We start from the raw sequence: 22125 nt of genomic DNA on the forward strand, positions 1-22125 counted from the left end.
ACAGGGGATTTGTGAACGACGCAGATCCAATGTGGGAGCGAGCTTGCTCGCGATGGGGTCAGTGGGAACATCCAGAATATTAGCCCTGAAACTCAGTTCTCTTGCGCGCGATAGGCGCCTGGCGTCAATCCAGTCCACTTCTTGAACGCCCGGTGAAACGCCGACGGTTCTGAAAAGCCCAGCTGTTCGGCGATCTGTTGCAACGACAGATCGGCACGGCTCAGGTGATAAATCGCGATGTCGCGGCGCAGATGGTCTTTCAATTCCTGAAAACTCGAACCCTCTTCACGCAAGTGCCGACGCAAGGTCTGCGGGCTGATGTGCAGCTGCGCGGCGACTGTTTCCAGGTCTGGCCAGCGCGCACTGTCGCTGCTGAGCAGGCGCCGTAGCTGGCTGCTGAGGCTATCGCCGTCATCCGGGCGCGACAGCAGATCGGCGGGTGAGCGTTCGAGGAAATGCTTGAGGGTCCGTTCGTCCTGCAGCAACGGCATGTGCAGGTATCGGCTGTGAAACAGCAGGCTGCTCTGTTCGGCCGAGAACACCATAGGGCAGGGGAACAGCAGGTCGTACTCGGCGCCGTGCTCGGGTTTCGGGTAGCTGAAACAGGCCTGTTCCAAACGAATGCGCTGACCGATCAGCCAACTGCCCAGTCGATGCCAGATCACCAACTGACATTCGCTGAAAAAGTGATCCGGGTCCCACAACTGCGAATCGTCCAGGCTCAAACGGACCATTTCGCCCTCGCGGCTCAGGGTCAGGCGCGGAGCATCGGGGAATAGGCTATAAAATAATAAGCCGCGACTGAGTGCTTTCTCGAGCGTGCGGCAGTGAATCAAGGCATGGCACATCATGGCGAAGGTGCCGCGCTTGCTTGGGCCATGGGCAAAGCCCAGGTATTCGTCATCCAGCGCTTGCCAGAGCCCTTGCAGCAGGCTGGTGAATTGTTCCGGCGCGATCCTTGCGCGGGGCTCGTCGAGCAATTCGGCGCTGATCCCCAATTGCTGCAGCAGGTCCGAGTAGTCATAGCCGCGCCGGCGTGCGCCACGGAGGGCCGCACGAGCAAAATGACTGGCGATGGTACGTTCGCGCATTGGGGTCTGGTCCGTCCATTGAGTGGCGGATCTTAGCCACGGCCTCGTGGCGGGACAAGGCGGATATCCGCCAAATTGCAGGACGAGATCCGGTTGATGGGCGGGAATCCGCCACCTGGATCGGGCAAGTCAGAGGCAAGGAACGTTCTGCAGCCCTGATGGCAAAAGGCTTTTGGGGGATTTTGGCAAGGTGGCACGGGCTTTGCGATAAGGGCAACAGCTCGACAAAACAAATCCCTCCAACGCAGGAGGGTTCGCACTTTAGGTGTCGCATGCGTCAGATGGATGATTGCAGCGCGGTGCTCTTGAGGAACTTTGCAATGACGACTCGTCAGCCACTGTACAAATCCCTGTATTTCCAGGTGATCGTTGCCATCGCTATCGGCATTCTGCTCGGTCACTACTACCCGCAGACCGCCGTGGCACTCAAGCCACTGGGTGACGGGTTCATCAAACTGATCAAAATGGTCATTGCACCGATCATCTTCTGCACCGTCGTCAGCGGTATCGCGGGCATGCAGAACATGAAATCGGTCGGCAAGACCGGCGGTTACGCGCTGCTGTACTTCGAAATCGTTTCGACCATCGCATTGCTGGTGGGTCTGGTGGTGGTCAACATCGTGCAGCCAGGTAACGGCATGCACATCGATGTCAGCACCCTGGATGCTTCCAAAGTGGCTGCTTATGTCGCTGCCGGTGCTGATCAAAGCGTCGTTGGCTTCATCCTGAACATCATCCCGGCCACCATCGTCGGCGCGTTCGCCAACGGCGATATCCTGCAAGTGCTGATGTTCTCGGTGATCTTCGGTTTCGCCCTGCATCGCCTGGGTTCGTACGGCAAGCCGATCCTGGACTTCATCGATCGCTTCGCCCACGTGATGTTCAACATCATCAACATGATCATGAAACTCGCGCCAATCGGTGCTCTGGGCGCCATGGCCTTCACCATTGGTGCCTATGGCGTTGGCTCGCTGGTGCAACTGGGTCAGTTGATGGCGTGCTTCTACATCACTTGCATCGTGTTCGTTCTGGTCGTGCTGGGCGGCATCGCCCGCGCTCATGGTTTCAGCGTGCTGAAAGTGATTCGCTACATCCGTGAAGAGCTGCTGATCGTGCTGGGTACTTCCTCTTCGGAGTCGGTGCTGCCACGCATGCTGATCAAAATGGAGCGTCTGGGCGCGAAGAAATCCGTCGTAGGTCTGGTGATCCCGACCGGTTACTCGTTCAACCTGGACGGTACTGCGATCTACCTGACCATGGCCGCGGTGTTCATCGCTCAGGCGACCGACACCCATATGGACATCACGCACCAGATCACTTTGCTGATCGTGCTGCTGCTGTCCTCCAAAGGTGCTGCCGGTGTGACCGGTAGCGGCTTCATCGTACTGGCCGCGACCTTGTCTGCGGTCGGTCATCTGCCGGTTGCCGGCCTGGCGCTGATCCTGGGTATCGACCGCTTCATGTCCGAAGCCCGCGCCCTGACCAATCTGGTGGGTAACGCGGTTGCGACTCTGGTCGTGGCCAAGTGGGTCAAGGAACTGGACGTCGACCAGATGCACACGGAACTGGCTTCCGGTGGTCGCACAATCACCAATACCCATGGCGAAGACGATCTGCAGGTGGCTGAAGGCCAAACTCCGACTTCGTTGAAGTAATTCATCGAGTTGATGAAAAACCCGCTTCGGCGGGTTTTTTTTGTCCTGCGGTTTGAGCGCAAAGGTCAGTCCGGCTGATGGTTAAGGTGATTGCTGCCAGGCCATCGGCTGCCTAGGCTTCAGGTATCGCTTAAGGAGAACGCCCATGCAAGGCCCACTGGCATCACTCAAGGTTCTGGATTTCTCGACGCTGTTGCCAGGGCCGTTCGCCTCGCTGTTGCTCGCGGACATGGGGGCCGAGGTGTTGCGCATCGAGTCGCCGACGCGCATGGACCTGCTGCGGGTCCTGCCGCCCCATGATCAGGGTACTTCTGCCAGCCACGCCTACCTCAATCGCAACAAGCGCAGCCTGGCGCTGGACCTCAAGCAGCCAGCAGCGCTGGAGGTGGTCAAACAACTGCTGCAAAACCACGACATCCTCATCGAGCAGTTTCGTCCTGGGGTGATGGAGCGTCTGGGCCTGGGCTATGAAACGCTGAAGGCGATCAACCCGCGACTGATTTACGTGTCGATCAGTGGTTACGGCCAGACGGGCCCCTACAAGGATCGCGCCGGCCACGACATCAACTACCTGGCGCTGGCAGGCGTGGCCAGCTACACCGGGCGCGAGGACAGCGGGCCATTGCCGTTGGGAATTCAGGTCGCGGACATCGCCGGCGGTTCGCTGCATGGGGTGATCGGTTTGCTGGCGGCGGTGATCGCCCGTCAGCACAGTGGCCAGGGGCAACATCTGGACGTGAGCATGACCGACTGCGCATTCAGCCTGAACGCCATGGCCGGCGCGGGTTTTCTGGCCTGCGGTGTGACGCCGGGGCGCGAAGATCAAATGCTCAATGGTGGCAGCTTCTACGACTACTACCGCACCCGCGATGGTCGCTGGATGTCAGTGGGCAGCCTGGAGCCGGACTTCATGCAGCAACTGTGCACGGCGCTGGGTCAACCGGAGCTGGCAGTGCTGGGATTGTCGCCCAGTCCCGAGCAGCAAAAGGCGCTCAAACTGGCGTTTCAGATCGAGTTCGAAAAGCATGACTTTAGCGAGCTCTGCAAACTGTTTGCCGGGCTCGATGCGTGCGTTGAGCCGGTGTTGAGCCTGGCCGAGGCGGTCGATCACCCGCAGCTGAAGGCTCGTGAACTGGTCACCCAGGTGCCGCGCAACGACGGCACCACTCAGGCGCAGATGGCCTGTCCCTTGAAGTTTTCGGACGGCTTGCCTCAGCCACGAAATATCGGCGCGGCGTTGGGTGCGCATACCGATCAGGTGTTGGGTGGGCTGGGGTATAGCGCTCAGCGCATCGAGGAATTGCGGCGTAACAAGGTGGTTTTGTAGGGGTTTTGAGGGCCTCATCGCGAGCAAGCTCGCTCCCACAGGGGATTTGTGAACGACGCAGATCCAATGTGGGAGCGAGCTTGCTCGCGATGGCGTCCGAATGAACACCGGAAATCTCACTACTCGACCCGCATTTCCCCACTGAACACCAAGGTGCTGCGGCAACGCCGACACAAATACCGTCGCCCTTGTCGCACCAGGCTATGGCGCTGGGCCGAGAACGGGAAATCGCTGTTGGCGCAGGGGCAGCGGTAGATGTAGCGGGTCACGCTGCGGCGCTTGATTGCGTAGGTGTGGCAACGGTTGGGCGGCAGTTCGTACACGCCGCGCATGATCAATTGCCATTCTTCGCCGTGCGGCTGGATGCGCTCGCCAAACAGCTGGTGGGCGATCAGGTGCGCGACTTCGTGGGCCACGGTCTGCTTGAGGAAGTCTTCGGTATTTTCCCGGTACAACTGCGGATTGAAGCGCAGCAGGTTTTCATGCAGGTGTGCAACGCCGGCCTTCTGGCCGCGCAACTTGAGGCTGACCACCGGGCGTTTGAAGGATCGTTTGAAAAAGGATTCGGCTTGTTGGAAACAGTCTTCGACGCGGGTATTGAGTTGCTGAGGCATGCTTAACGGATCTCCAGAGGCGTCGAGTATGCTGCAAACCCTGTTCATTGCGAATCGCTCAGGCGCCGAATGGTCGTCGCACAATTCAGAAGTTAGAAGGCCGCCTTGCGGCGGCCTGTGTTGACAGATCCTTGTTTGTTTTGTTGGCGGCGTCCTTTGCTCGCTTCAGCGGCTCGAGTTTCAGGCTTCAATTGCCCCTTTTATTAGTTGCCCGTTCTAATTGGTATAGACCGGGCCGACGCCCAGGCCCCAGACAATGACGGTGAATGCCATGATCGCAACCAGCACCACCAGCCCTACGGCGAGCACTGAACTTGAGAATAGAAAACCCTCATCGGACGGAATGTTCATGAAGGTCGGCAGCCCCACATACAGCAGGTACACGGTGTAGCAGATGGCTGCGGTGCCGACGACCATGCCCAGCCACATATGTGGGTACAGCGCCGCCAGACCGCCGATGAACAGTGGCGTAGCGGTATAGGTGGCAAACGCGACACAGCGCGCCAGGCTCGGGCTGGCGTCATAGGTGCGAGCCATCCAGTGAATGAACGCCCCCATCACCGCGACCCCGCCGAGCATCGCCAGGTACGACATGATGGTCATCCAGAGCGCGCTTTCCTGGGTCAGCATGACCGGCGCGCGGCTACCGATGACCCAGCCGACCTTGGTGGTGCCGATAAACGCCGAAATAGCCGGTATTGCCGCCAGGATCAGCGTGTGGGTGAGGTACATGTGGCTGATGCTTTCCTCTTGGTCGCCACGGATTTCTTTCCATTCTTGATCAGGGTGGGTGAAAAGCCCCACGACGTGATGGATCATAGTCAGTCACTCCTTCGTGATTGCTATCGCCCCCCAGCGGAGCGCCTACGGGCCAGCGGCCAAGTAAGTAGAGGTCTGAAATGTGTGCGACCTTATGTCGCAGTATAGAAAGGACTTGCTGTCACAGGTGGGGGGCTTTAGAGCAAATCGCGCTGTAAACCCTGGGGTTAATTGCTGTTGTGTCTTGAGATCAAAAGATCGCAGCCTTCGGCAGCTCCTACACCGGTTCCGTAGGAGCTGCCGCAGGCTGCGATCTTTTCAGCTCTTCGCCCGGTCAGCGTTTTTGCGTAAAATGTCGGCCTTTCGTCACACCTCGCGGATTTCAAGCGCCATGGGCACTCTTACGGTCAACCAGAACAAACTGCAGAAACGTCTACGCCGGCTGGCCGGTGAGGCCGTCGCCGATTACAACATGATCGAAGAGGGTGACAAGGTCATGGTCTGCCTGTCCGGCGGCAAGGACAGCTACACCATGCTCGACGTACTGATGCACCTGCAGAAGGTGGCGCCGATCAAGTTCGAGATCGTCGCGGTGAACATGGACCAGAAGCAGCCGGGTTTCCCTGAGCATGTGCTGCCGGCCTACCTGAAAGAGCTGGGCGTGGAATACCACATCGTCGAAAAAGACACCTACTCGGTGGTCAAGGAGCTGGTGCCGGAAGGCAAGACCACCTGCTCTCTGTGCTCACGCCTGCGGCGCGGTACGCTTTACACGTTCGCCGACGAAATCGGCGCGACCAAAATGGCCCTGGGTCATCACCGCGACGACATCGTCGAAACGTTCTTCCTCAACATGTTCTACAACGGCTCGCTCAAGGCCATGCCGCCGAAGTTGCGCGCCGACGATGGCCGTAACGTAGTGATCCGCCCGCTGGCCTACTGCAACGAGAAAGACATTCAGGCCTACTCGGACTTCAAGCAATTCCCGATCATCCCGTGCAACCTCTGCGGTTCTCAGGAAAACCTGCAACGTCAGGTGGTCAAGGAAATGCTTCAGGAATGGGAGCGCAAGACGCCGGGCCGTACCGAAAGCATTTTCCGTGGTTTGCAGAACGTCATTCCGTCGCAGCTGGCGGACCGTAACCTGTTCGACTTCACCAACCTGCGTATCGACGAAACCGCTGCGTCGCGCTTCGTCAACGTCGTCAACCTCTGAATAAAATGTGGGAGCGAGCTTGCTCCGGGCGGCGATCCGACGATGGCGGTATGTCAGCCGGTATTGTTGTCGACTGACAGGACGCAATCGCGAGCAAGCTCGCTCCCACAGGTTCTTATGGCAGGCCGTTTTTATTTTATTGCTCAGGAGAGGGCATGCGCGATTACAAGTGGCTGCACGAATACTGTCTGAACCGTTTTGGTTCTGCAGCCGAACTGGAAGCCCATCTGCCCGTGCCCAAGACCCCGGCACAACTGCGCAAGATCAGTGACGATCGCTACCTGTCGACCCTGGCGTTGCGGGTGTTTCGCGCAGGCCTCAAGCACAGCCTGGTGGACGCCAAATGGCCGGCGTTCGAAGAAGTGTTCTTCAGGTTCGATCCGGAAAAGGTCGTGCTGATGGGCGCCGAGCACCTTGAGCGACTGATGCAGGACACACGGATCATCCGCCACCTGGGCAAGCTCAAGAGCGTGCCGCGCAATGCGCAGTTCGTGCTGGACGTGGCGAAAGAGAAGGGCAGCTTCGGCGAATTGATCGCCGAGTGGCCGGTGACCGACATCGTTGGCCTATGGAAGTACCTCGCCAAACACGGGCATCAGTTGGGCGGGTTGTCGGCACCGCGGTTTCTGCGGATGATCGGCAAGGACACGTTCGTGCCGAGTTATGACGTAGTCGCGGCGCTGAATGCGCAAGAGATCATCGACAAGGTACCGACCAGTTTGCGCGATCTGGCGACGGTGCAGAACGCCTTCAACCAGTGGCACGCCGAGAGCGGCCGGCCGATGTGTCAGATTTCGATGATGCTGGCTTACACAGTGAATCATTGAGACCGTGTCGCCTCCATCGCGAGCAATCGAGCGTCGACCGGCTGCTCCCACATTGGATCTGCGTCGTTCACAAATCCCCTGTGGGAGCGAGCCTGCTCGCGATGGCGTCATATCAGGCGACAGAGATCTCGCCTTCGCCGGCCAGCTTGCGATTGAGCTGAAACCGCCAGCGCACATACAGCAGCGCCGAACAGAACACCGCCAGGCTCGCGACCATCTCCAGCAGACCAAACACCTGTCGATTCGGGTCGAACGCGGCAATCGCGCCCTTGATGAAATACAGGTTCACCACAAAGCACATCCATGAATGCCCGCGCGCGCTGCCGCTGATCATGCCCGGTGCCAGCAACAACAACGGCACCAGTTCAATCAGCAGGATCACCCACGGCCGTGCACCATGCAGGTCGGCGATCACCAGGTAGTAGGCGCAGAGCAAACCCAGCAGGCCGAAAAAGCACAGCAGGCTGATGACGCGCATCGCCCGAACTCGTGGTTCGAGCCATTCGATGGAGGGCAGAACCTTCGGCTTCCTGGCCACGTTAGCGCTCCAGTTTCAGGGCGGTTTTCGCCAGACGCAGGCCCAAGGCCCGGCACAGCGCGACTTCGTGCTCGTTCAAGCCGCTTTTGCCGTCAGCGCCGGCATGATGGCTGGCGCCGTAAGGCGTACCGCCGCCGCGGGTTTCCAGCAGTGCCGATTCGCTGTAGGGCAGGCCGGTGATCAGCATGCCGTGGTGCAGCAATGGCAGCATCATCGACAGCAAGGTGGTTTCCTGGCCGCCGTGCAGGCTGGCCGTCGAAGTAAAGACCCCGGCCGGTTTGCCCACCAGTGCGCCGGTCAGCCACAGGTTGCTGGTGCCATCAAGGAAGTACTTCAGCGGTGCCGCCATGTTGCCGAAACGGGTCGGGCTGCCGAGGGCCAGGCCCGCGCAGTTTTTCAGGTCGTCGAGGCTGGCGTACAGCGCGCCTTCGTCGGGAATGTCTGGCGACACCGCCTCGCATTCGCTGGAGATCGCCGGCACCGTGCGCAGGCGTGCTTCCATTCCGGCCTGCTCAACGCCGCGGGCAATCTGCCGGGCCATTTCATTGGTCGAGCCACTGCGGCTGTAATACAGAACCAGAATGTACGGCGCAGTCACGGCAGAATCTCCAGCACATTTTCTGGCGGACGGCCGATGATGGCTTTGTCACCGACTTCAAGAATCGGTCGCTCCATGAGCTTCGGATGCTCGGCGATGGCGGCGATCAATTGCGCCTCGCTCAAGCTGCTGTCAGCCAGGTTCAGGGTTTTATATTCATCTTCGCCGGTGCGCAGCAGTTGCCGGGCGCTGATCCCGAGTTTACCCAGCAGGCCTTGCAGTTGCGCGGCGTTCAGCGGGGTTTCCAGGTAGCGGACCACGGTTGGCGCCAGGCCACGGGCTTCCAGCAGTTCCAGCGCACCGCGGGATTTCGAGCAGCGCGGGTTGTGATAAAGCGTCAGATCGGTCATGTGCGGTTCGCATCTTGCGTAAGGTGGCGGCTATTCTACCTGTGCGGCGAGCAGTCCTGAACCTTGGAAGGCGATGGGTTGCAGCAGAACCTATTTTTTGTGTAAGGATCATTACCCATGACAAGGCGACTGACAGCAGCATTGGCCCTCTTCGCAACCTTGCTGCTTGGCGGCTGTGGCTATGACTACGGCACTGATCAACTGGGACAGAAAGTGGCGTCCGGGCGCCTCGACGGCCAATGGTTTGTGCTCAATTATTGGGCCGAGTGGTGTGGCCCGTGCCGTACCGAGATTCCACAATTGAACGCTTTGTCTGAACAGCTCAAAGGTCAGAAGATTGGCGTGTTTGGAGTCAACTTCGACAATGTGCAGGGCGAAGACCTCAAGAGTGCCAGTGAAAAACTCGGGATCACGTTCACGGTGCTGGCCCAGGATCCGGCCGACCGCTTCGACTTGCCGCACAGCGAGGCGTTGCCGGTGACCTATATCATCGATGACAAAGGCAAGGTGCGTGAGCAATTGATGGGAGAGCAGACGGCGGTGGGGGTGATGGCGAAGCTTAAGGCGTTGCAGACGATGAATTGACGGCGGGCCGAGCGCCCACCTGTGGCGAGGGGGGGCAAGCCCCAATGCCAGTCAGTCAAGGGCAATCCATGTGGGAGCGAGCCTGCTCGCGATAGCGGTGGGTCAGTCAACATTAATGTTGAATGTAATGCCGTCATCGCGAGCAGGCTCGCTCCCACAGGGACGGTGTTCGCCGAGGGGGTTTAACCCTCTTCAAGCCACCAGCGCAGCGGCTTGCCTTCGGCGGGCCAGAAGCGCATTTGCTCGATGGGCGAGATGTCCCAGCGCTGCACGGTTTCCAGTGCTTGCAGGAAGCGTTTTTCCTGTTCCATCAAGGCCGGGGCGCACATTTTGCGGGTGCTGCCGACTTTGCCGAAACTCAGCTTGTCGCCGTCCAGCGTGTAGGGCGCGAACCAGTGGTTGCAGCCGCCATTGCCATAAGCCCGACCGTCTTCACCGAGGGTGATGGTCAGGTGGCTGTAGTCGATCAGCGGGCGTTCGCCGATCCACTCCAGCACATAGCTGCGATCCTGCTGCAGTTGCACCGGCTCAGCGGCGCAACCCAGCAGGCTGGCACCCGCCATCGCGGCCAGAACGAGGTGTTTCATTACACGGGCTCCTGGCATTTCGGGCACAGGTGCTTCTCGCTGGCGGTGGTCCAGCCCAGTTCGGCAATCCGTGCAGTGGCGGCCGGTTTTTCGGCCTTGTTGCCCAGCTTGGCGTCGACCGCGAACTCGAACTTCAACTCTTTGGCGCAGCTGTCGCAGTTCACTTGCCAGTTGTGGATCGCCAGTTCACCAAACACCGGACCACTGGCCACGGCAACCCACTGGCCCATGGGCTTGAGCAGGTGGCGAACGTTCTCAACGGTCAGACGCATGGACAAGTCCTTGCTGCCTTTGAGGGTGACCAACAGCACGTCATCGGCGCGGATCGAGCCGCCGTTGCCGGTGACTTGATAACGCCCCGGCGTCAGCGCGCGGCATTCGGTCAGCGTGTGTTGCGGGTTCATCAGGCTGTAGCGGAAATCGTGTTCGACCATGGGTCCTCCAAATATGCGCGATATGCTAGCACGCGAAAGAATCAGGCATGGCCCATGGATGCGACCTTCGATCAGGCCAAATCAGCCTTCGACCCGATTCCGTGGTGTTCCAGCGGCCCAATCGGTGATGTTTTGCAGGGTGGTCGTGGCGATTGCGGCCAATGCTTCGCGGGTCAGGAAGGCCTGGTGCGCGGTGACGATGACGTTGGGGAAGGTCAGCAGGCGCGCCAACACATCGTCCTGCAATGGCAGGTCGGAGCGGTCCTCGAAGAACAACTGTGCTTCTTCTTCATAGACATCCAGCCCCAGATAGCCCAATTGACCGCTTTTCAGTGCTTCGATCAGCGCTGGTGTGTCCACGAGCCCGCCACGCCCGGTGTTGATCAGCATGGCACCGGGTTGCAGGTGTGCCAGTGACTGGCTGTTGATCAGGTGTTTGCTTTCGGCGGTCAGCGGGCAATGCAGGCTGATGATCTGCGCTTCGGCCAACAGCTCCGGTAACGCCAGGTAACGGGCGCCGAGGGCCTGGGCCTCAGGATTGGGGAAGGGGTCATAGGCCAGCAGCTTGCAGCCAAACCCGGCCATGATTTTCGCGAAGACGGCACCGATTTGTCCGGTACCGACCACGCCGACGGTCTTGCCGCACAGGTCGAAACCGGTCAGCCCGTGCAGGCTGAAATCACCTTCGCGGGTGCGGTTATAGGCGCGGTGCAGACGGCGGTTCAGCGCCAGGATCAAGGCCACCGCGTGTTCGGCCACGGCGTGGGGCGAGTAGGCCGGCACGCGCACGATGCTCAAACCAAGGCGTTTCGCTGCGGGCAGGTCAACGTGGTTGTAACCGGCCGAGCGCAGGGCGATCAGTCGCGTGCCGCCGGCGGCCAGTTGTTCAAGCACTGGCGCGCCGAGGTCGTCATTGATAAAGGCACAGACCACTTCATGCTGCTCGGCCAACGCCGCGGTGTCCAGGCTCAGGCGCGCGGATTGAAAGTGCAACTCGATACCGGCGGGCAGCCTGGCAGCGAGAAAGCTGTCACGGTCGTAAGTCTGGCTGCTGAAGAGAATCGTGCGCATCGTGTCCTCCTGGAAATCTCCCCCCGTCCCCGTCCCCGTAGCAGCTGGCGAAGCCTGCGTTCGGCGGCGCAGCCGTCGTGAAATCAGCTACTTCGGTCTTTCAGGTAAACCGCGTATGCCGGGTTTACGACGGCTGCGCCGCCGAACGCAGCCTTCGCCAGCTGCTACATTAGCCTTTGTGGCGCCCGGTGATATTGATCTGGGTCAGGCGCCAATACGCGCTTGCGAGGCCAGACGGTTGATCGCCCGTTCAAGTTCTTCCAGCGCCGCCTGCGCTTTGGGGTCTTGTTGCTTGAGCAGGGTTTCGCTGCGCTGACAGGCCGCGCGCAGCTGCGGAACGCCGCAATAGCGCGTCGCGCCATGCAGGCGGTGGACGCGTTCGATCAGGGCATTCTGGTCATTGCTTTCACGGGCGACGCGAATCGCCTCGCGGTCGGCTTCAAGCGAGGCCAGCAACATCGCCAGCATGTCAGCCGCCAGATCGGCTTTGCCAGCTGCCAGGCGCAGGCCTTCATCCGGGTCGAGCACCAGCAGGTCGCTGGTGCTGCCGTAGGCGTCGGCCCGCTCCGGCCCGTGGTTACGCAGGGCCAGCCCGGTCCATTTCAATACCACCTGCGCCAGTTGGCGTTCGCTGATGGGCTTGGTCAGGTAATCGTCCATGCCGCTTTGCAGCAAGGCGCGTTTTTCGTTGGCCATGGCGTGCGCGGTGAGGGCGACGATCGGCAGCGGTGTGCAATGCCGTTCGCTTTCCCACTGGCGAATCGCTTCGGTGCTCTGGCGTCCATCCATGCCCGGCATCTGTACGTCCATCAGCACCAGATCGAAGGCTTCGGTCTGCACCGCCTTGATCGCCGCGTACCCGCTTTCGACCGCCAGCACCTTGGCGCCCATGTCTTCGAGCAGCGTTTGCACCAGCAGCAGGTTGGCCGGGTTGTCGTCGGCGCAGAGTACTTTCGGCGCGCGGCTGGAAACCGGCTCGCCCGGTTCGTTGCGCAACTGACGCGGGTTGACCAGATCCGACAGCGCCCGGCGCAATTTGCGAGTGCAGGCCGGTTTGGCCTGCAATTGGCTGTGGGGGTTGGGCACCGAGAGATGGAACAGCGTCTGCTCGGTGGTCGGGCACAGCACCAGCACTTTGCAACCCAGGTGTTCGAGGTCCCAGATGTGCTGGTTGAGTCGCTCCGGCGGCATGTCGTTGGAGGTGATGCCGAGCACGGCGAGGTCGATCGCCTGCTCGGTCTGATGCGCACCGGTAACACCGTTGGTCAGACTTTCCAGGGTGTTGAACGGTGTCACTTCAAGGCCACAGTCTTCCAGTTGATGCTGCAAGGCCTGGCGTGCCAGTTCGTGGTTCTCCATCACCGCAACGCGCCGTCCGAGCAACGGTGGTGCCGGCAAGTCTTCGGCATCGTCGCGGGTTTTCGGCAGGCTCAGGCTGACCCAGAATTCCGAGCCTTCCCCTGGTGTGCTGTCGACACCAATCTCGCCGCCCATCTGCTCGATCAGACGCTTGGAAATCACCAGCCCCAGACCCGTGCCACCGGGTTGCCGGGACAACGAGTTGTCGGCCTGACTGAAGGCCTGAAACAGTGCGCGCACGTCCTGATTCGACAGGCCGATGCCGGTGTCCTGAATGCTGATACGCAGTTGCACGCTGTCTTCGTGTTCTTCTTCAAGCATGGCGCGGGCGACGATGGTGCCTTCGCGGGTGAACTTGATCGCGTTACTCACAAGGTTGGTGAGGATCTGCTTGAGCCGCAGCGGGTCACCGACCAACGACAGCGGGGTGTCGCGGTAAACCAGGCTGACCAGTTCCAGCTGTTTGGCGTGGGCGGCCGGGGCGAGGATGGTCAGGGTATCTTGCAGCAGATCGCGCAGGTTGAACGGAATGCTGTCGAGCACCAGTTTGCCGGCCTCGATTTTCGAGAAGTCGAGAATCTCGTTGATGATCCCCAGCAGGCTGTCGGCGGACTTTTCGATGGTGCCCAGGTAGTCGAGCTGACGCGGCGTCAGTTCGCTTTTTTGCAGCAAGTGGGTGAAGCCGAGGATGCCATTGAGCGGAGTACGAATCTCGTGGCTCATGTTGGCGAGGAACTCGGACTTGATCCGGCTCGCTTCCAGGGCTTCCTTGCGCGCCAGGTCCAGCTCGATGTTCTGGATCTCGATGGTTTCGAGGTTTTGCCGGACGTCTTCAGTAGCCTGATCGATGCTGTGCTGCAGTTCTTCCTGGGCGTTTTGCAGGGTGCTGGCCATGCGGTTGATACCCGAGGCCAACTCGTCCAGCTCTTGACTGCCGAGCGGTGGCAGGCGGGTTTCGAGATGACCGTCCTTGAGTTGTGCCACGGCCTGTTTGATCAGGTTGAGCGGTGTATTGATGGTGCGGCCCATACGCAATGCCAGCAGCGCGGTGCCGACCAGACCTGCGGCGATTAACAGCACGCTGGCGAACAGGCTGCGGTAACCACGCAGCAACATGCCATTGTGGGAGAGTTCCAGTTCGACCCAACCCAGCAAACGATCGGACTCATCGGGGATCAGCTCGCCGGCCAGGTTGCGATGTTTGCCGAACACCGGCAACAGGTAACGGGTGGCGTCGCTGCCGGTGCGTTGCAGCATGTGCGTGCTGTCGCCTGTGGGCGGCTGGTTGAGCATCAGCGGGCCGGCGTGCGCCAGTTGCGTGCGGTCTGGCGCCAGGAACGATACGGCGCGTACGTCCGGTTGCTCCAGTGATTGGGTCGCGATGCGCTCCAGCAGGTCGTCATTGCTGTGGCCCATGGCCGGGGCGACCAGAGGTGCCAATTGTTCGGCGATCATTTCGCCGCGTTGCAGAAGTTGGGTTTGCAGATCGGACTGCTGCATCCAGGTGAAATAGCCGCCCAGAACCAAGGCCATCAGGCTGGTCGGCAACAAGGTCAACAACATTACGCGACCTTTGATCCCCAGTTTCTTCAGCACGTCACTCTCCTGCTATCACGCTGTTTATAGATGATCCATGCGTGCATCCGGCACGCGCTACCCGCGCAGTGTAGCGATTTGCAGGCGGGCAATCTCGGCAAATTACCCAGAGCTTTGTGACGGTTTGAAGGTCTCGGGAGCCTGCTACGAAAGTCGCGGGTTGCTCACTGCCGGGCAATCTTGAATAATCAGTGATTGAGAATGACTTGCAGAAGCTAATGACTCCCGTATCCGTTGGCCCCCCTCGTATCCTGGCGATTGAAGACGACCTCGTGCTGGGGGCTTATGTCCATGAACATCTGGGACGTTGTGGTTTTCAGGTGACCTGGTGCCAGAACGGCAAGGAAGGGTTGGCGATTGCCCGTAAGCAAACCTTCGATGTCGTACTGATGGATATTTTGCTGCCGGGCATGGACGGGCTGGCGGTACTGACCGACCTGCGGACCAGTGATTCCACTCCGGTGCTGCTGATGTCGGCATTGGGCGCCGAAGCGGATCGCATCAGCGGTTTTCGTCTGGGCGCCGACGACTACCTGCCCAAGCCTTTCAGCATGGCCGAGTTGCGGGTGCGCATCGAAGCCATCCTGCGGCGGGTGGCCCTGGACCGTCGGCATGGGTCGCCACCGGTCAACAGCGACGTTCACAGCCTGCGTTTCGACGATGAACTGTGTGATGTTCATTATGGCGAGCAGTGGGCCGGACTGACCCGCAGCGAATATCGGCTGCTGGAAACCCTGAATCGCAATGGCGATGAAGTGCTCGGCAAGGCCTTCCTTTATCAGCACGTATTACAGCGCGGCTACGCTCCCCACGACCGCAGCCTGGACATGCACATCAGCCAGATCCGCCGCAAACTCAAGGCTGTCGGCTACAGCGAGCGTGAAGTGCGCACGGTCTGGGGCAAGGGTTATGTATTGAGTGCGTTTGATGAACAGATCTGATCGGCTGGTACCGTTGAACCGCGTGGGTGAACAGACCCGCACCTTCGATCAAATGTCCGAACGCCTGCAAGGCTCCGTGGCCCTGCAGCAGCAACTGCTACGCGACTTGTCTCATGAACTGCGCACACCGTTAAGCCGTCTGCGGGTGGCCAGTGAAAGCGAAGAGGACCTGCTGCAACTGCGCGAGCGAATCGGTCGTGAAGTCGATGCCATGCAGCGGCTAGTGGAGGACACCCTGCAACTGGCCTGGCTCGACATGGAACGCTCGCCATTACCGGATGAGGCGATCCAGATTCAGGCCCTTTGGGAAATGCTCACGGAAAACGCCTGCTATGAAAGCGGCTGGCCTGCCGAGCAACTGCACTGCGCGGTGGATGCTTCATGCTGGGTTCGCGGCAATCTGAATACCCTGGCCCAGGCGCTGGAAAACATCCTGCGCAATGCCATTCGTCATTCTCCGACCGGCGGCTGGGTGCGCCTCGACGGCCAGCGCGACGGTGACTATTGGCATCTGTGGCTCGAAGACCAGGGCGGCGGAGTCGCCGAATGCGACCTGGAGCCTATCTTCGACCCGTTCACCCGACTCGACGGCTCACGCCCCGGCAATGGCGGCTTTGGCCTGGGCCTGAGCATCGCGCGCAACGCGGTGCAGCGTCAGGGCGGACGCTTGTGGGCGGAAAATGCCAGGCAGGGGTTGCGGCTTAATATGCGGTTGTTGGCTCACGTTGATGGCGTCAGTGCCGACGCCATCGCGAGCAAGCTCGCTCCCACAGGGGATTTATGAGCGACACAGATCCAATGTGGGAGCGAGCTTGCTCGCGATGGCAATCTACAAGCCACCACAAAACCAGCGCTTATTCCCATAAGCCATAAGCCCCATACTTTGCGTGATATGGCCTGCGCGCGTTTGCCGGTATGATGGGCGCCCCCGCAGTCTGGATTGCGAATACGCCATGACCTTGCAGTACCCAACCATCGCCGATTGCGTCGGCAACACTCCGCTGGTTCGTTTGCAGCGCCTGCCTGGCGCCACCAGCAACACCCTGCTGCTCAAGCTCGAGGGTAATAACCCGGCGGGTTCGGTCAAGGACCGTCCGGCGCTGTCGATGATTACCCGTGCCGAGTTGCGTGGGCAGATCCATGCCGGCGATACGCTGATCGAGGCGACCTCCGGCAATACCGGGATTGCCCTGGCCATGGCCGCGGCGATCAAGGGTTACAAGATGATCCTGATCATGCCCGACAACTCCAGTGCCGAACGCAAGGCCGCGATGACCGCTTATGGCGCCGAGCTGATTCTGGTCAGCCAGGAAGAGGGCATGGAAGGTGCTCGCGACCTCGCCGAGCGGATGCAGGCCGACGGCCGTGGCAAGGTGCTCGATCAGTTTGCCAACGGCGATAACCCGCAGGCGCACTACACCGGTACCGGCCCGGAAATCTGGCGTCAGACTCAGGGCAGCATCACCCATTTCATCAGCTCCATGGGCACCACGGGCACCATCATGGGTGTCTCGCGTTACCTGAAAGAACAGAATCCGGCCGTACAGATCGTTGGTTTGCAGCCGATGGAAGGCTCGGCGATTCCGGGTATCCGTCGCTGGCCGCAGGAATACCTGCCAAAGATCTATCAAGCCGACCGGGTTGACCGGATCGTCGACATGGCCCAAAGCGAAGCCGAAGACGTGACCCGTCGTCTGGCGCGCGAAGAAGGCATCTTCTGTGGCGTGTCCTCGGGTGGTGCGGTGGCAGCGATGCTGCGCCTGTCCAAAGAAGTTGAAAATGCGGTGATGGTCGCGATCATTTGTGACCGCGGCGACCGTTATTTGTCGACCGGCATTTTCGACGCGCCCAACTGATGGCCAAGCAAGAGAGAGGCCTGCGCTTCCAACCCACTGGCGGCAGCAAGGCCCCGCAAGTCCCGACCGGCAAAAAGCAGCGCTTGACCATCGAGCGCCTGGCCAATGACGGTCGCGGTATCGCATTTTTCGAAGGTCGCACCTGGTTCGTTATCGGCGCTTTGGCCGGTGAAGACGTCGAGGCGCGAGTGCTGGGCGCCCACGGCAAAGTTGTCGAAGCGCGCACCGAGCGCGTCTTCGTCGCCAATCAATTGCGTCGCCCGGCGCCGTGCGCCCATGCCGGGCGCTGCGGTGGTTGCAGCGTGCAGCATCTGCCCCACAACGAACAACTCGCCCTGAAACAGCGCATGCTCGCTGAACAATTGTCGCGAGTGGCCGGTGTCGAGCCCGAGCAGTGGGCCGCACCGTTAAGCGGTCCTGAATTCGCCTACCGACGTCGTGCCCGGGTCGCCGTGCGCTGGGACGTGAAGACGAAAAAGCTCGAAGTCGGCTTTCGCGCCGCCGGCAGCCAGGACATCGTCGGCATCAATGATTGCCCGGTGCTGGTACAGCCCTTGCAGCCGATCATGAGCCGCTTGCCGGAAATGCTTCGGCGGTTGAGCAAGCCTCAGGCGTTGGGTCATGTGGAATTGTTCGCCGGTTCATCCCTGGCACTGTTGCTGCGGCACATGGCGCCACTGTCTGAAAGTGATCTGAGCATCCTCAAGGAATTCTGCGCATTCCATGACGCCCAATTGTGGCTGCATGGCGAAGGCGAACCGCAACCGGTCGATGCCGATCAGGCGTTGGGTTACCGACTTGAACAATGGAATCTTGAACTGGCGTATCGCCCGGGCGACTTCATTCAGGTGAACGCCGGGGTCAACGAAGCGATGGTCGCTCAGGCACTGGAATGGCTGAAGCCTGCGGCTGACGAGCGCGTGCTCGATCTGTTCTGTGGTTTGGGTAACTTTGCCTTGCCGCTGGCGCAGAAGGTCCGTGAAGTGGTGGCGGTGGAGGGCGTGCAGACCATGGTCGAGCGCGCCGCTGCGAATGCCGCTAGCAACAATCTGCATAACGCGAAGTTTTTTCAGGCCGATTTATCCCAGCCTTTGGCTGATGCCAAATGGGCCAGCGAGGGCTTTTCTGCGGTACTCTTGGACCCACCGCGCGACGGTGCTTTCGAGGTGGTGCGCAGACTCGCATCGCTGGGCGCCAAGCGGTTGGTCTATGTGTCGTGCAACCCGGCAACTTTGGCCCGCGACACGGTCGAATTGATCAAGCAGGGCTACCGGTTAAAACGTGCCGGGATCCTCGATATGTTTCCTCAGACGGCACATGTCGAGGCCATGGCGTTATTTGAAGCGAGCTAGGATGGCTCGTCTGGTCCGACTAGACCGCCCATGCATCAGCCGCGTCAGCCCAGCGAGGGCGCATGGGCAACGAAGGTCAGCGATTTGACGCATTGAATCTGCGTCGTAGGGAAGGTAAGCAAGATGGTACAGGTGAGAGCGCACCAGCCGATCAATACCGACGGCAGTATCAATCTCGAGGCTTGGCTCGATCATGCGGTCAGTGTCGATCCGGCACTGGATCGCGAAGCCTTGAAAGAAGCCTGCGAGTTCGCTCGTCAGGCCGAACAGCAAGACAATGCGGCGAAGAATCTCTGGGCTGAAGGTACGTCGAGTTTTCGTACAGGCCTTGAGATCGCGGAGATTCTCGCCGACCTCAAGCTCGATCAGGATTCGCTGGTCGCGGCGATTCTTTACCGTGGCGTACGCGAAGGTCATATCCAGCTGCCGGCTGTCAGCCAGCGCTTCGGTCCGGTGGTCGCCAAACTGATCGATGGCGTGCAGCGCATGGCCGCGATCAGCGCCAGTCTGAGCCCGCGCCAGTCGTTGGTGCTGGGCACTCAGGGCCAGGTGGAAAACCTGCGCAAGATGCTCGTGGCCATGGTCGACGACGTCCGCGTCGCGCTGATCAAACTGGCCGAGCGCACCTGCGCGATCCGTGCGGTGAAAACCGCCGATGACGAAAAACGCAACCGGGTCGCCCGGGAAGTCTTCGATATCTACGCACCGCTGGCTCACCGTCTCGGCATCGGTCATATCAAATGGGAACTGGAGGACTTGTCCTTCCGTTACCTGGAGCCGGACCAGTACAAGCAGATCGCCAAGTTGCTGCACGAGCGGCGCCTTGATCGCGAGCGCTTCATCAGCGATGTAATGAACCAGTTGCAGAGCGAACTGCAGGCCACCGGCGTCGATGCCGACATCAGCGGCCGGGCCAAACACATCTATTCGATCTGGCGCAAAATGCAGCGCAAGGGTCTGGAATTCAGCCAGATCTACGACGTGCGTGCGGTGCGCGTGCTGGTGCCGGAAATGCGCGACTGCTACACCGCGCTGGGTATCGTCCACACCCTGTGGCGGCACATTCCGAAAGAGTTCGACGACTACATCGCCAACCCGAAAGAGAACGGCTACCGCTCGTTGCACACCGCGGTCATCGGTCCTGAAGGCAAGGTGCTGGAAGTGCAGATCCGCACCCACGCGATGCACGAAGAGGCCGAGCTGGGCGTTTGCGCGCACTGGCGCTACAAGGGTACCGACGTCAAATCCGGTTCCAATCACTACGAAGAGAAAATCTCCTGGCTGCGTCAGGTGCTCGAGTGGCACGAAGAGCTGGGCGATATCGGTGGTCTGGCGGAGCAGTTGCGGGTCGATATCGAACCGGATCGGGTGTACATCTTCACCCCCGACGGTCACGCCATCGACTTGCCAAAAGGTGCGACGCCACTGGACTTCGCCTACCGCGTGCATACCGAAATCGGTCACAACTGCCGTGGTGCGAAGATCAACGGGCGGATCGTCCCGCTCAACTACAGCCTGCAAACCGGTGAACAGGTCGAGATCATCACCAGCAAACACGGCACGCCGAGCCGTGACTGGCTGAACCCGAACCTGGGCTACATCACCACCTCGCGGGCACGGGCGAAAATCGTTCACTGGTTCAAATTGCAGGCGCGCGACCAGAACGTCGCAGCCGGCAAAACCCTGCTCGAACGCGAACTCAATCGCCTCGGTCTGCCGCAGGTGGATTTCGAAAAGCTGGCCGACAAGGCCAACATGAAAACCGCCGAGGACATGTTTGCCGCATTGGGTGCCGGCGATTTACGCCTGGCGCAACTGGTCAACCTGGCACAGCAACTGGTCGAGCCGGAACGCGGCAACGAACAGCTGGAACTGATTCCGCGCAAAGCCACCGGCTACAAGCCAGGCAAGCGCGGCGACATCCAGATCCAGGGCGTCGGTAACCTGATGACCCAGATGGCCGGCTGCTGCCAGCCGTTGCCGGGCGACGCGATCGTCGGTTACATCACCCAGGGCCGTGGTGTCAGCATTCACCGTCAGGACTGCGCCTCGGTGCTGCAACTGGCCGGGCGCGAGCCTGAGCGGATCATTCAGGTCAGCTGGGGGCCGGTGCCGGTGCTCACCTATCCGGTGGACATCATCATTCGTGCCTACGACCGTTCCGGTTTGCTGCGTGACGTTTCGCAAGTGCTGCTCAACGAGCGGATCAACGTGCTGGCGGTCAACACCCGCTCGAACAAAGAGGACAACACTGCGTTGATGTCCCTGACCATCGAGATTCCGGGTCTGGACGCCTTGGGGCGGTTGTTGGGGCGTATTTCCCAGTTGCCGAACATCATCGAAACCCGGCGTAACCGCACCCCGTGACGGTGATCAATGTGGGGGCTGCTTTATGTGGGAGCGAGCTTGCTCCGGGCGGCGATCCGACGATGGCGGTTGTCCAGTCAACAGTTATGCTGGATGTGCCGGCCCTATCGCGAGCAAGCTCGCTCCCACATGGGTTTTGTGAAGAGATTGATAGATGTATTCACTTGAAGACTTGCTTCACCTGATGAACCGGCTGCGGGATCCGCAGTTCGGCTGCCCGTGGGATATCAAGCAAACCTGGCAGACTATCGTCCCGCACACCCTGGAAGAAGCGTACGAAGTGGCCGACGCCATCGAGCGCGGCGACTTCGAGCATTTGCAGGGTGAGTTGGGTGATCTGCTGTTCCAGGTGGTGTATTACAGCCAACTGGCGCGGGAGGAGGGGCGTTTCGAGTTCGGCGGTGTGGTCGATAGCATCACCCGCAAACTGATTCGTCGTCACCCCCACGTATTCCCGACCGGTGATCTGTACGCGCCGCTGGATATCCCGCGGCTCAGTGAGGAGCAGGTTAAACAACGTTGGGAAGAGATCAAGGCCGAGGAACGGGCCGAGAAGTCCCAGGCACCGGAGCAGTTGTCCTTGCTGGATGATGTGCCAGCGGCGCTGCCTGCATTGTCCCGTTCGGCCAAGCTGCAAAAGCGTGCGGGGCAGGTGGGTTTCGACTGGCCGGACGCGTTGCCGGTGCTTGATAAGGTCCGCGAGGAGCTCGATGAAGTGCTCGAAGCCATGGCGGATAACGACTCGGCGGCCATCAGTGATGAGGTCGGCGATCTGCTGTTTTCCGTGGTCAACCTGGCGCGTCACCTGAAGGTCGATCCGGAAACCGCATTGCGCGGCGCCAACAGCAAGTTTGAAAGACGCTTCCGATTTATCGAACAGGCATTGCGCGATACCGGTCGTCCCATAGAAGATTGCACCCTCGAAGAGTTGGACGCCTTGTGGGGCGAAGCCAAACGTCAGGAAAAGAATTTGCCCAGCTGCGGCTGAGCTGTTGCCTAAGT

Annotated in this window: 20 protein-coding genes and 1 pseudogene; 11 read left to right on the forward strand and 10 right to left on the reverse strand. The window is 60.3% G+C overall.

From position 1 onward, the window contains the following. Positions 1-92 precede the first annotated feature (92 nt). Positions 93-1091 carry an AraC family transcriptional regulator gene (locus BK659_RS20695; RefSeq protein WP_123426813.1) on the reverse strand — a complete coding sequence of 333 codons (999 nt, stop codon included), beginning with the start codon at positions 1089-1091 and terminating at the stop codon, positions 93-95. Positions 1092-1411: 320 nt separating this feature from the next. On the opposite strand from BK659_RS20695, the gene BK659_RS20700 reads away from it, so the two are divergent. Both BK659_RS20700 and BK659_RS20705 read left to right on the forward strand, forming a co-directional pair. Then, complete coding sequence (locus BK659_RS20700) at positions 1412-2746, forward strand: dicarboxylate/amino acid:cation symporter (protein ID WP_123426814.1); 1335 nt, start codon at positions 1412-1414, stop codon at positions 2744-2746. A gap of 145 nt (positions 2747-2891) precedes the next feature. Continuing rightward, positions 2892-4073, forward strand: coding sequence for a CaiB/BaiF CoA transferase family protein (locus tag BK659_RS20705; protein ID WP_123426815.1), 1182 nt, complete (start codon positions 2892-2894; stop codon positions 4071-4073). Positions 4074-4192: 119 nt separating this feature from the next. Here the strand turns inward: BK659_RS20705 and BK659_RS20715 are convergent, their stop codons facing one another. Beyond that, positions 4193-4687 (reverse strand): SprT family zinc-dependent metalloprotease, encoded by a 495-nt coding sequence (locus BK659_RS20715; protein WP_123426816.1) that lies wholly within the window; start codon positions 4685-4687, stop codon positions 4193-4195. A gap of 216 nt (positions 4688-4903) precedes the next feature. Continuing rightward, positions 4904-5506, reverse strand: coding sequence for a Yip1 family protein (locus BK659_RS20720; protein ID WP_054593582.1), 603 nt, complete (start codon positions 5504-5506; stop codon positions 4904-4906). 331 nt (positions 5507-5837) lie between these two features. Between BK659_RS20720 and ttcA the strand changes: the two genes are divergently transcribed. Further along, positions 5838-6662, forward strand: coding sequence for a tRNA 2-thiocytidine(32) synthetase TtcA (gene ttcA, locus BK659_RS20725; RefSeq protein ID WP_123426817.1), 825 nt, complete (start codon positions 5838-5840; stop codon positions 6660-6662). A gap of 155 nt (positions 6663-6817) precedes the next feature. Beyond that, positions 6818-7489, forward strand: a complete 672-nt coding sequence (locus BK659_RS20730) for a DNA-3-methyladenine glycosylase I (protein WP_123426818.1) — start codon at positions 6818-6820, stop codon at positions 7487-7489. A 112-nt stretch (positions 7490-7601) separates the two neighbouring features. Here BK659_RS20730 and BK659_RS20735 read toward each other — a convergent pair whose 3' ends face one another. Genes BK659_RS20735 through arsC form a run of 3 tightly spaced genes read right to left on the reverse strand, consistent with a single transcriptional unit; the run spans position 7602 to position 8975 of the window. Beyond that, positions 7602-8027: a DUF2069 domain-containing protein gene (locus tag BK659_RS20735; RefSeq protein WP_123426819.1), complete on the reverse strand. Its 426-nt coding sequence runs from the start codon at positions 8025-8027 to the stop codon at positions 7602-7604. 1 nt (position 8028) lies between these two features. Further along, positions 8029-8625 carry an NAD(P)H:quinone oxidoreductase gene (gene wrbA, locus BK659_RS20740; protein ID WP_123426820.1) on the reverse strand — a complete coding sequence of 199 codons (597 nt, stop codon included), beginning with the start codon at positions 8623-8625 and terminating at the stop codon, positions 8029-8031. Further along, positions 8622-8975, reverse strand: a complete 354-nt coding sequence (arsC, locus tag BK659_RS20745; protein ID WP_123426821.1) for an arsenate reductase (glutaredoxin) — start codon at positions 8973-8975, stop codon at positions 8622-8624. The genes wrbA and arsC overlap by 4 nt, the downstream gene beginning before the upstream one ends. A gap of 117 nt (positions 8976-9092) precedes the next feature. Between arsC and BK659_RS20750 the strand changes: the two genes are divergently transcribed. Further along, entirely contained in the window at positions 9093-9560 is a 468-nt protein-coding gene (locus tag BK659_RS20750; RefSeq protein ID WP_123426822.1) for a TlpA disulfide reductase family protein, read from the forward strand. Positions 9561-9742: 182 nt separating this feature from the next. On the opposite strand, the gene BK659_RS20755 is transcribed toward BK659_RS20750, so the two are convergent. From BK659_RS20755 to BK659_RS20770, 4 genes are all read right to left on the reverse strand, one after another. Further along, on the reverse strand, positions 9743-10147 hold the full coding sequence (locus BK659_RS20755; RefSeq protein ID WP_054593575.1) for an META domain-containing protein: 405 nt from the start codon (positions 10145-10147) through the stop codon (positions 9743-9745). After that, positions 10147-10581, reverse strand: coding sequence for a hypothetical protein (locus BK659_RS20760; RefSeq protein WP_054593574.1), 435 nt, complete (start codon positions 10579-10581; stop codon positions 10147-10149). The genes BK659_RS20755 and BK659_RS20760 overlap by 1 nt, the downstream gene beginning before the upstream one ends. A gap of 81 nt (positions 10582-10662) precedes the next feature. After that, positions 10663-11652 carry a 2-hydroxyacid dehydrogenase gene (locus BK659_RS20765; RefSeq protein WP_123426823.1) on the reverse strand — a complete coding sequence of 330 codons (990 nt, stop codon included), beginning with the start codon at positions 11650-11652 and terminating at the stop codon, positions 10663-10665. 204 nt (positions 11653-11856) lie between these two features. Beyond that, positions 11857-14607, reverse strand: coding sequence for a response regulator (locus BK659_RS20770; protein ID WP_123426824.1), 2751 nt, complete (start codon positions 14605-14607; stop codon positions 11857-11859). Between the two features lie 218 nt (positions 14608-14825). On the opposite strand from BK659_RS20770, the gene BK659_RS20775 reads away from it, so the two are divergent. The 6 genes and pseudogenes from BK659_RS20775 to mazG all read left to right on the forward strand — a co-directional run bounded on the left by BK659_RS20775 (position 14826) and on the right by mazG (position 22111). Further along, a complete protein-coding gene (locus BK659_RS20775; RefSeq protein WP_123426825.1) occupies positions 14826-15548 on the forward strand; it encodes a response regulator transcription factor in 723 nt (240 codons plus the stop codon). Between the two features lie 25 nt (positions 15549-15573). Beyond that, positions 15574-16332: pseudogene (locus BK659_RS20780) on the forward strand (sensor histidine kinase); the annotation flags it as partial. Positions 16333-16501: 169 nt separating this feature from the next. Continuing rightward, positions 16502-17404 carry a cysteine synthase CysM gene (gene cysM, locus BK659_RS20785; protein ID WP_123426827.1) on the forward strand — a complete coding sequence of 301 codons (903 nt, stop codon included), beginning with the start codon at positions 16502-16504 and terminating at the stop codon, positions 17402-17404. Continuing rightward, a complete protein-coding gene (rlmD, locus tag BK659_RS20790; RefSeq protein WP_123426828.1) occupies positions 17404-18756 on the forward strand; it encodes a 23S rRNA (uracil(1939)-C(5))-methyltransferase RlmD in 1353 nt (450 codons plus the stop codon). Before cysM ends, rlmD begins: the two co-directional genes overlap by 1 nt. Before the next feature lie 123 nt (positions 18757-18879). Then, positions 18880-21123 (forward strand): GTP diphosphokinase, encoded by a 2244-nt coding sequence (relA, locus tag BK659_RS20795; protein ID WP_123426829.1) that lies wholly within the window; start codon positions 18880-18882, stop codon positions 21121-21123. Between the two features lie 154 nt (positions 21124-21277). Next, positions 21278-22111 carry a nucleoside triphosphate pyrophosphohydrolase gene (gene mazG, locus BK659_RS20800; protein WP_123426830.1) on the forward strand — a complete coding sequence of 278 codons (834 nt, stop codon included), beginning with the start codon at positions 21278-21280 and terminating at the stop codon, positions 22109-22111. The last annotated feature ends 14 nt before the right edge of the window (positions 22112-22125 follow it).

It is taken from the genome of Pseudomonas brassicacearum, assembly GCF_003732225.1.
GTDB classification, from domain to species: Bacteria; Pseudomonadota; Gammaproteobacteria; order Pseudomonadales; family Pseudomonadaceae; genus Aquipseudomonas; species Aquipseudomonas brassicacearum_E.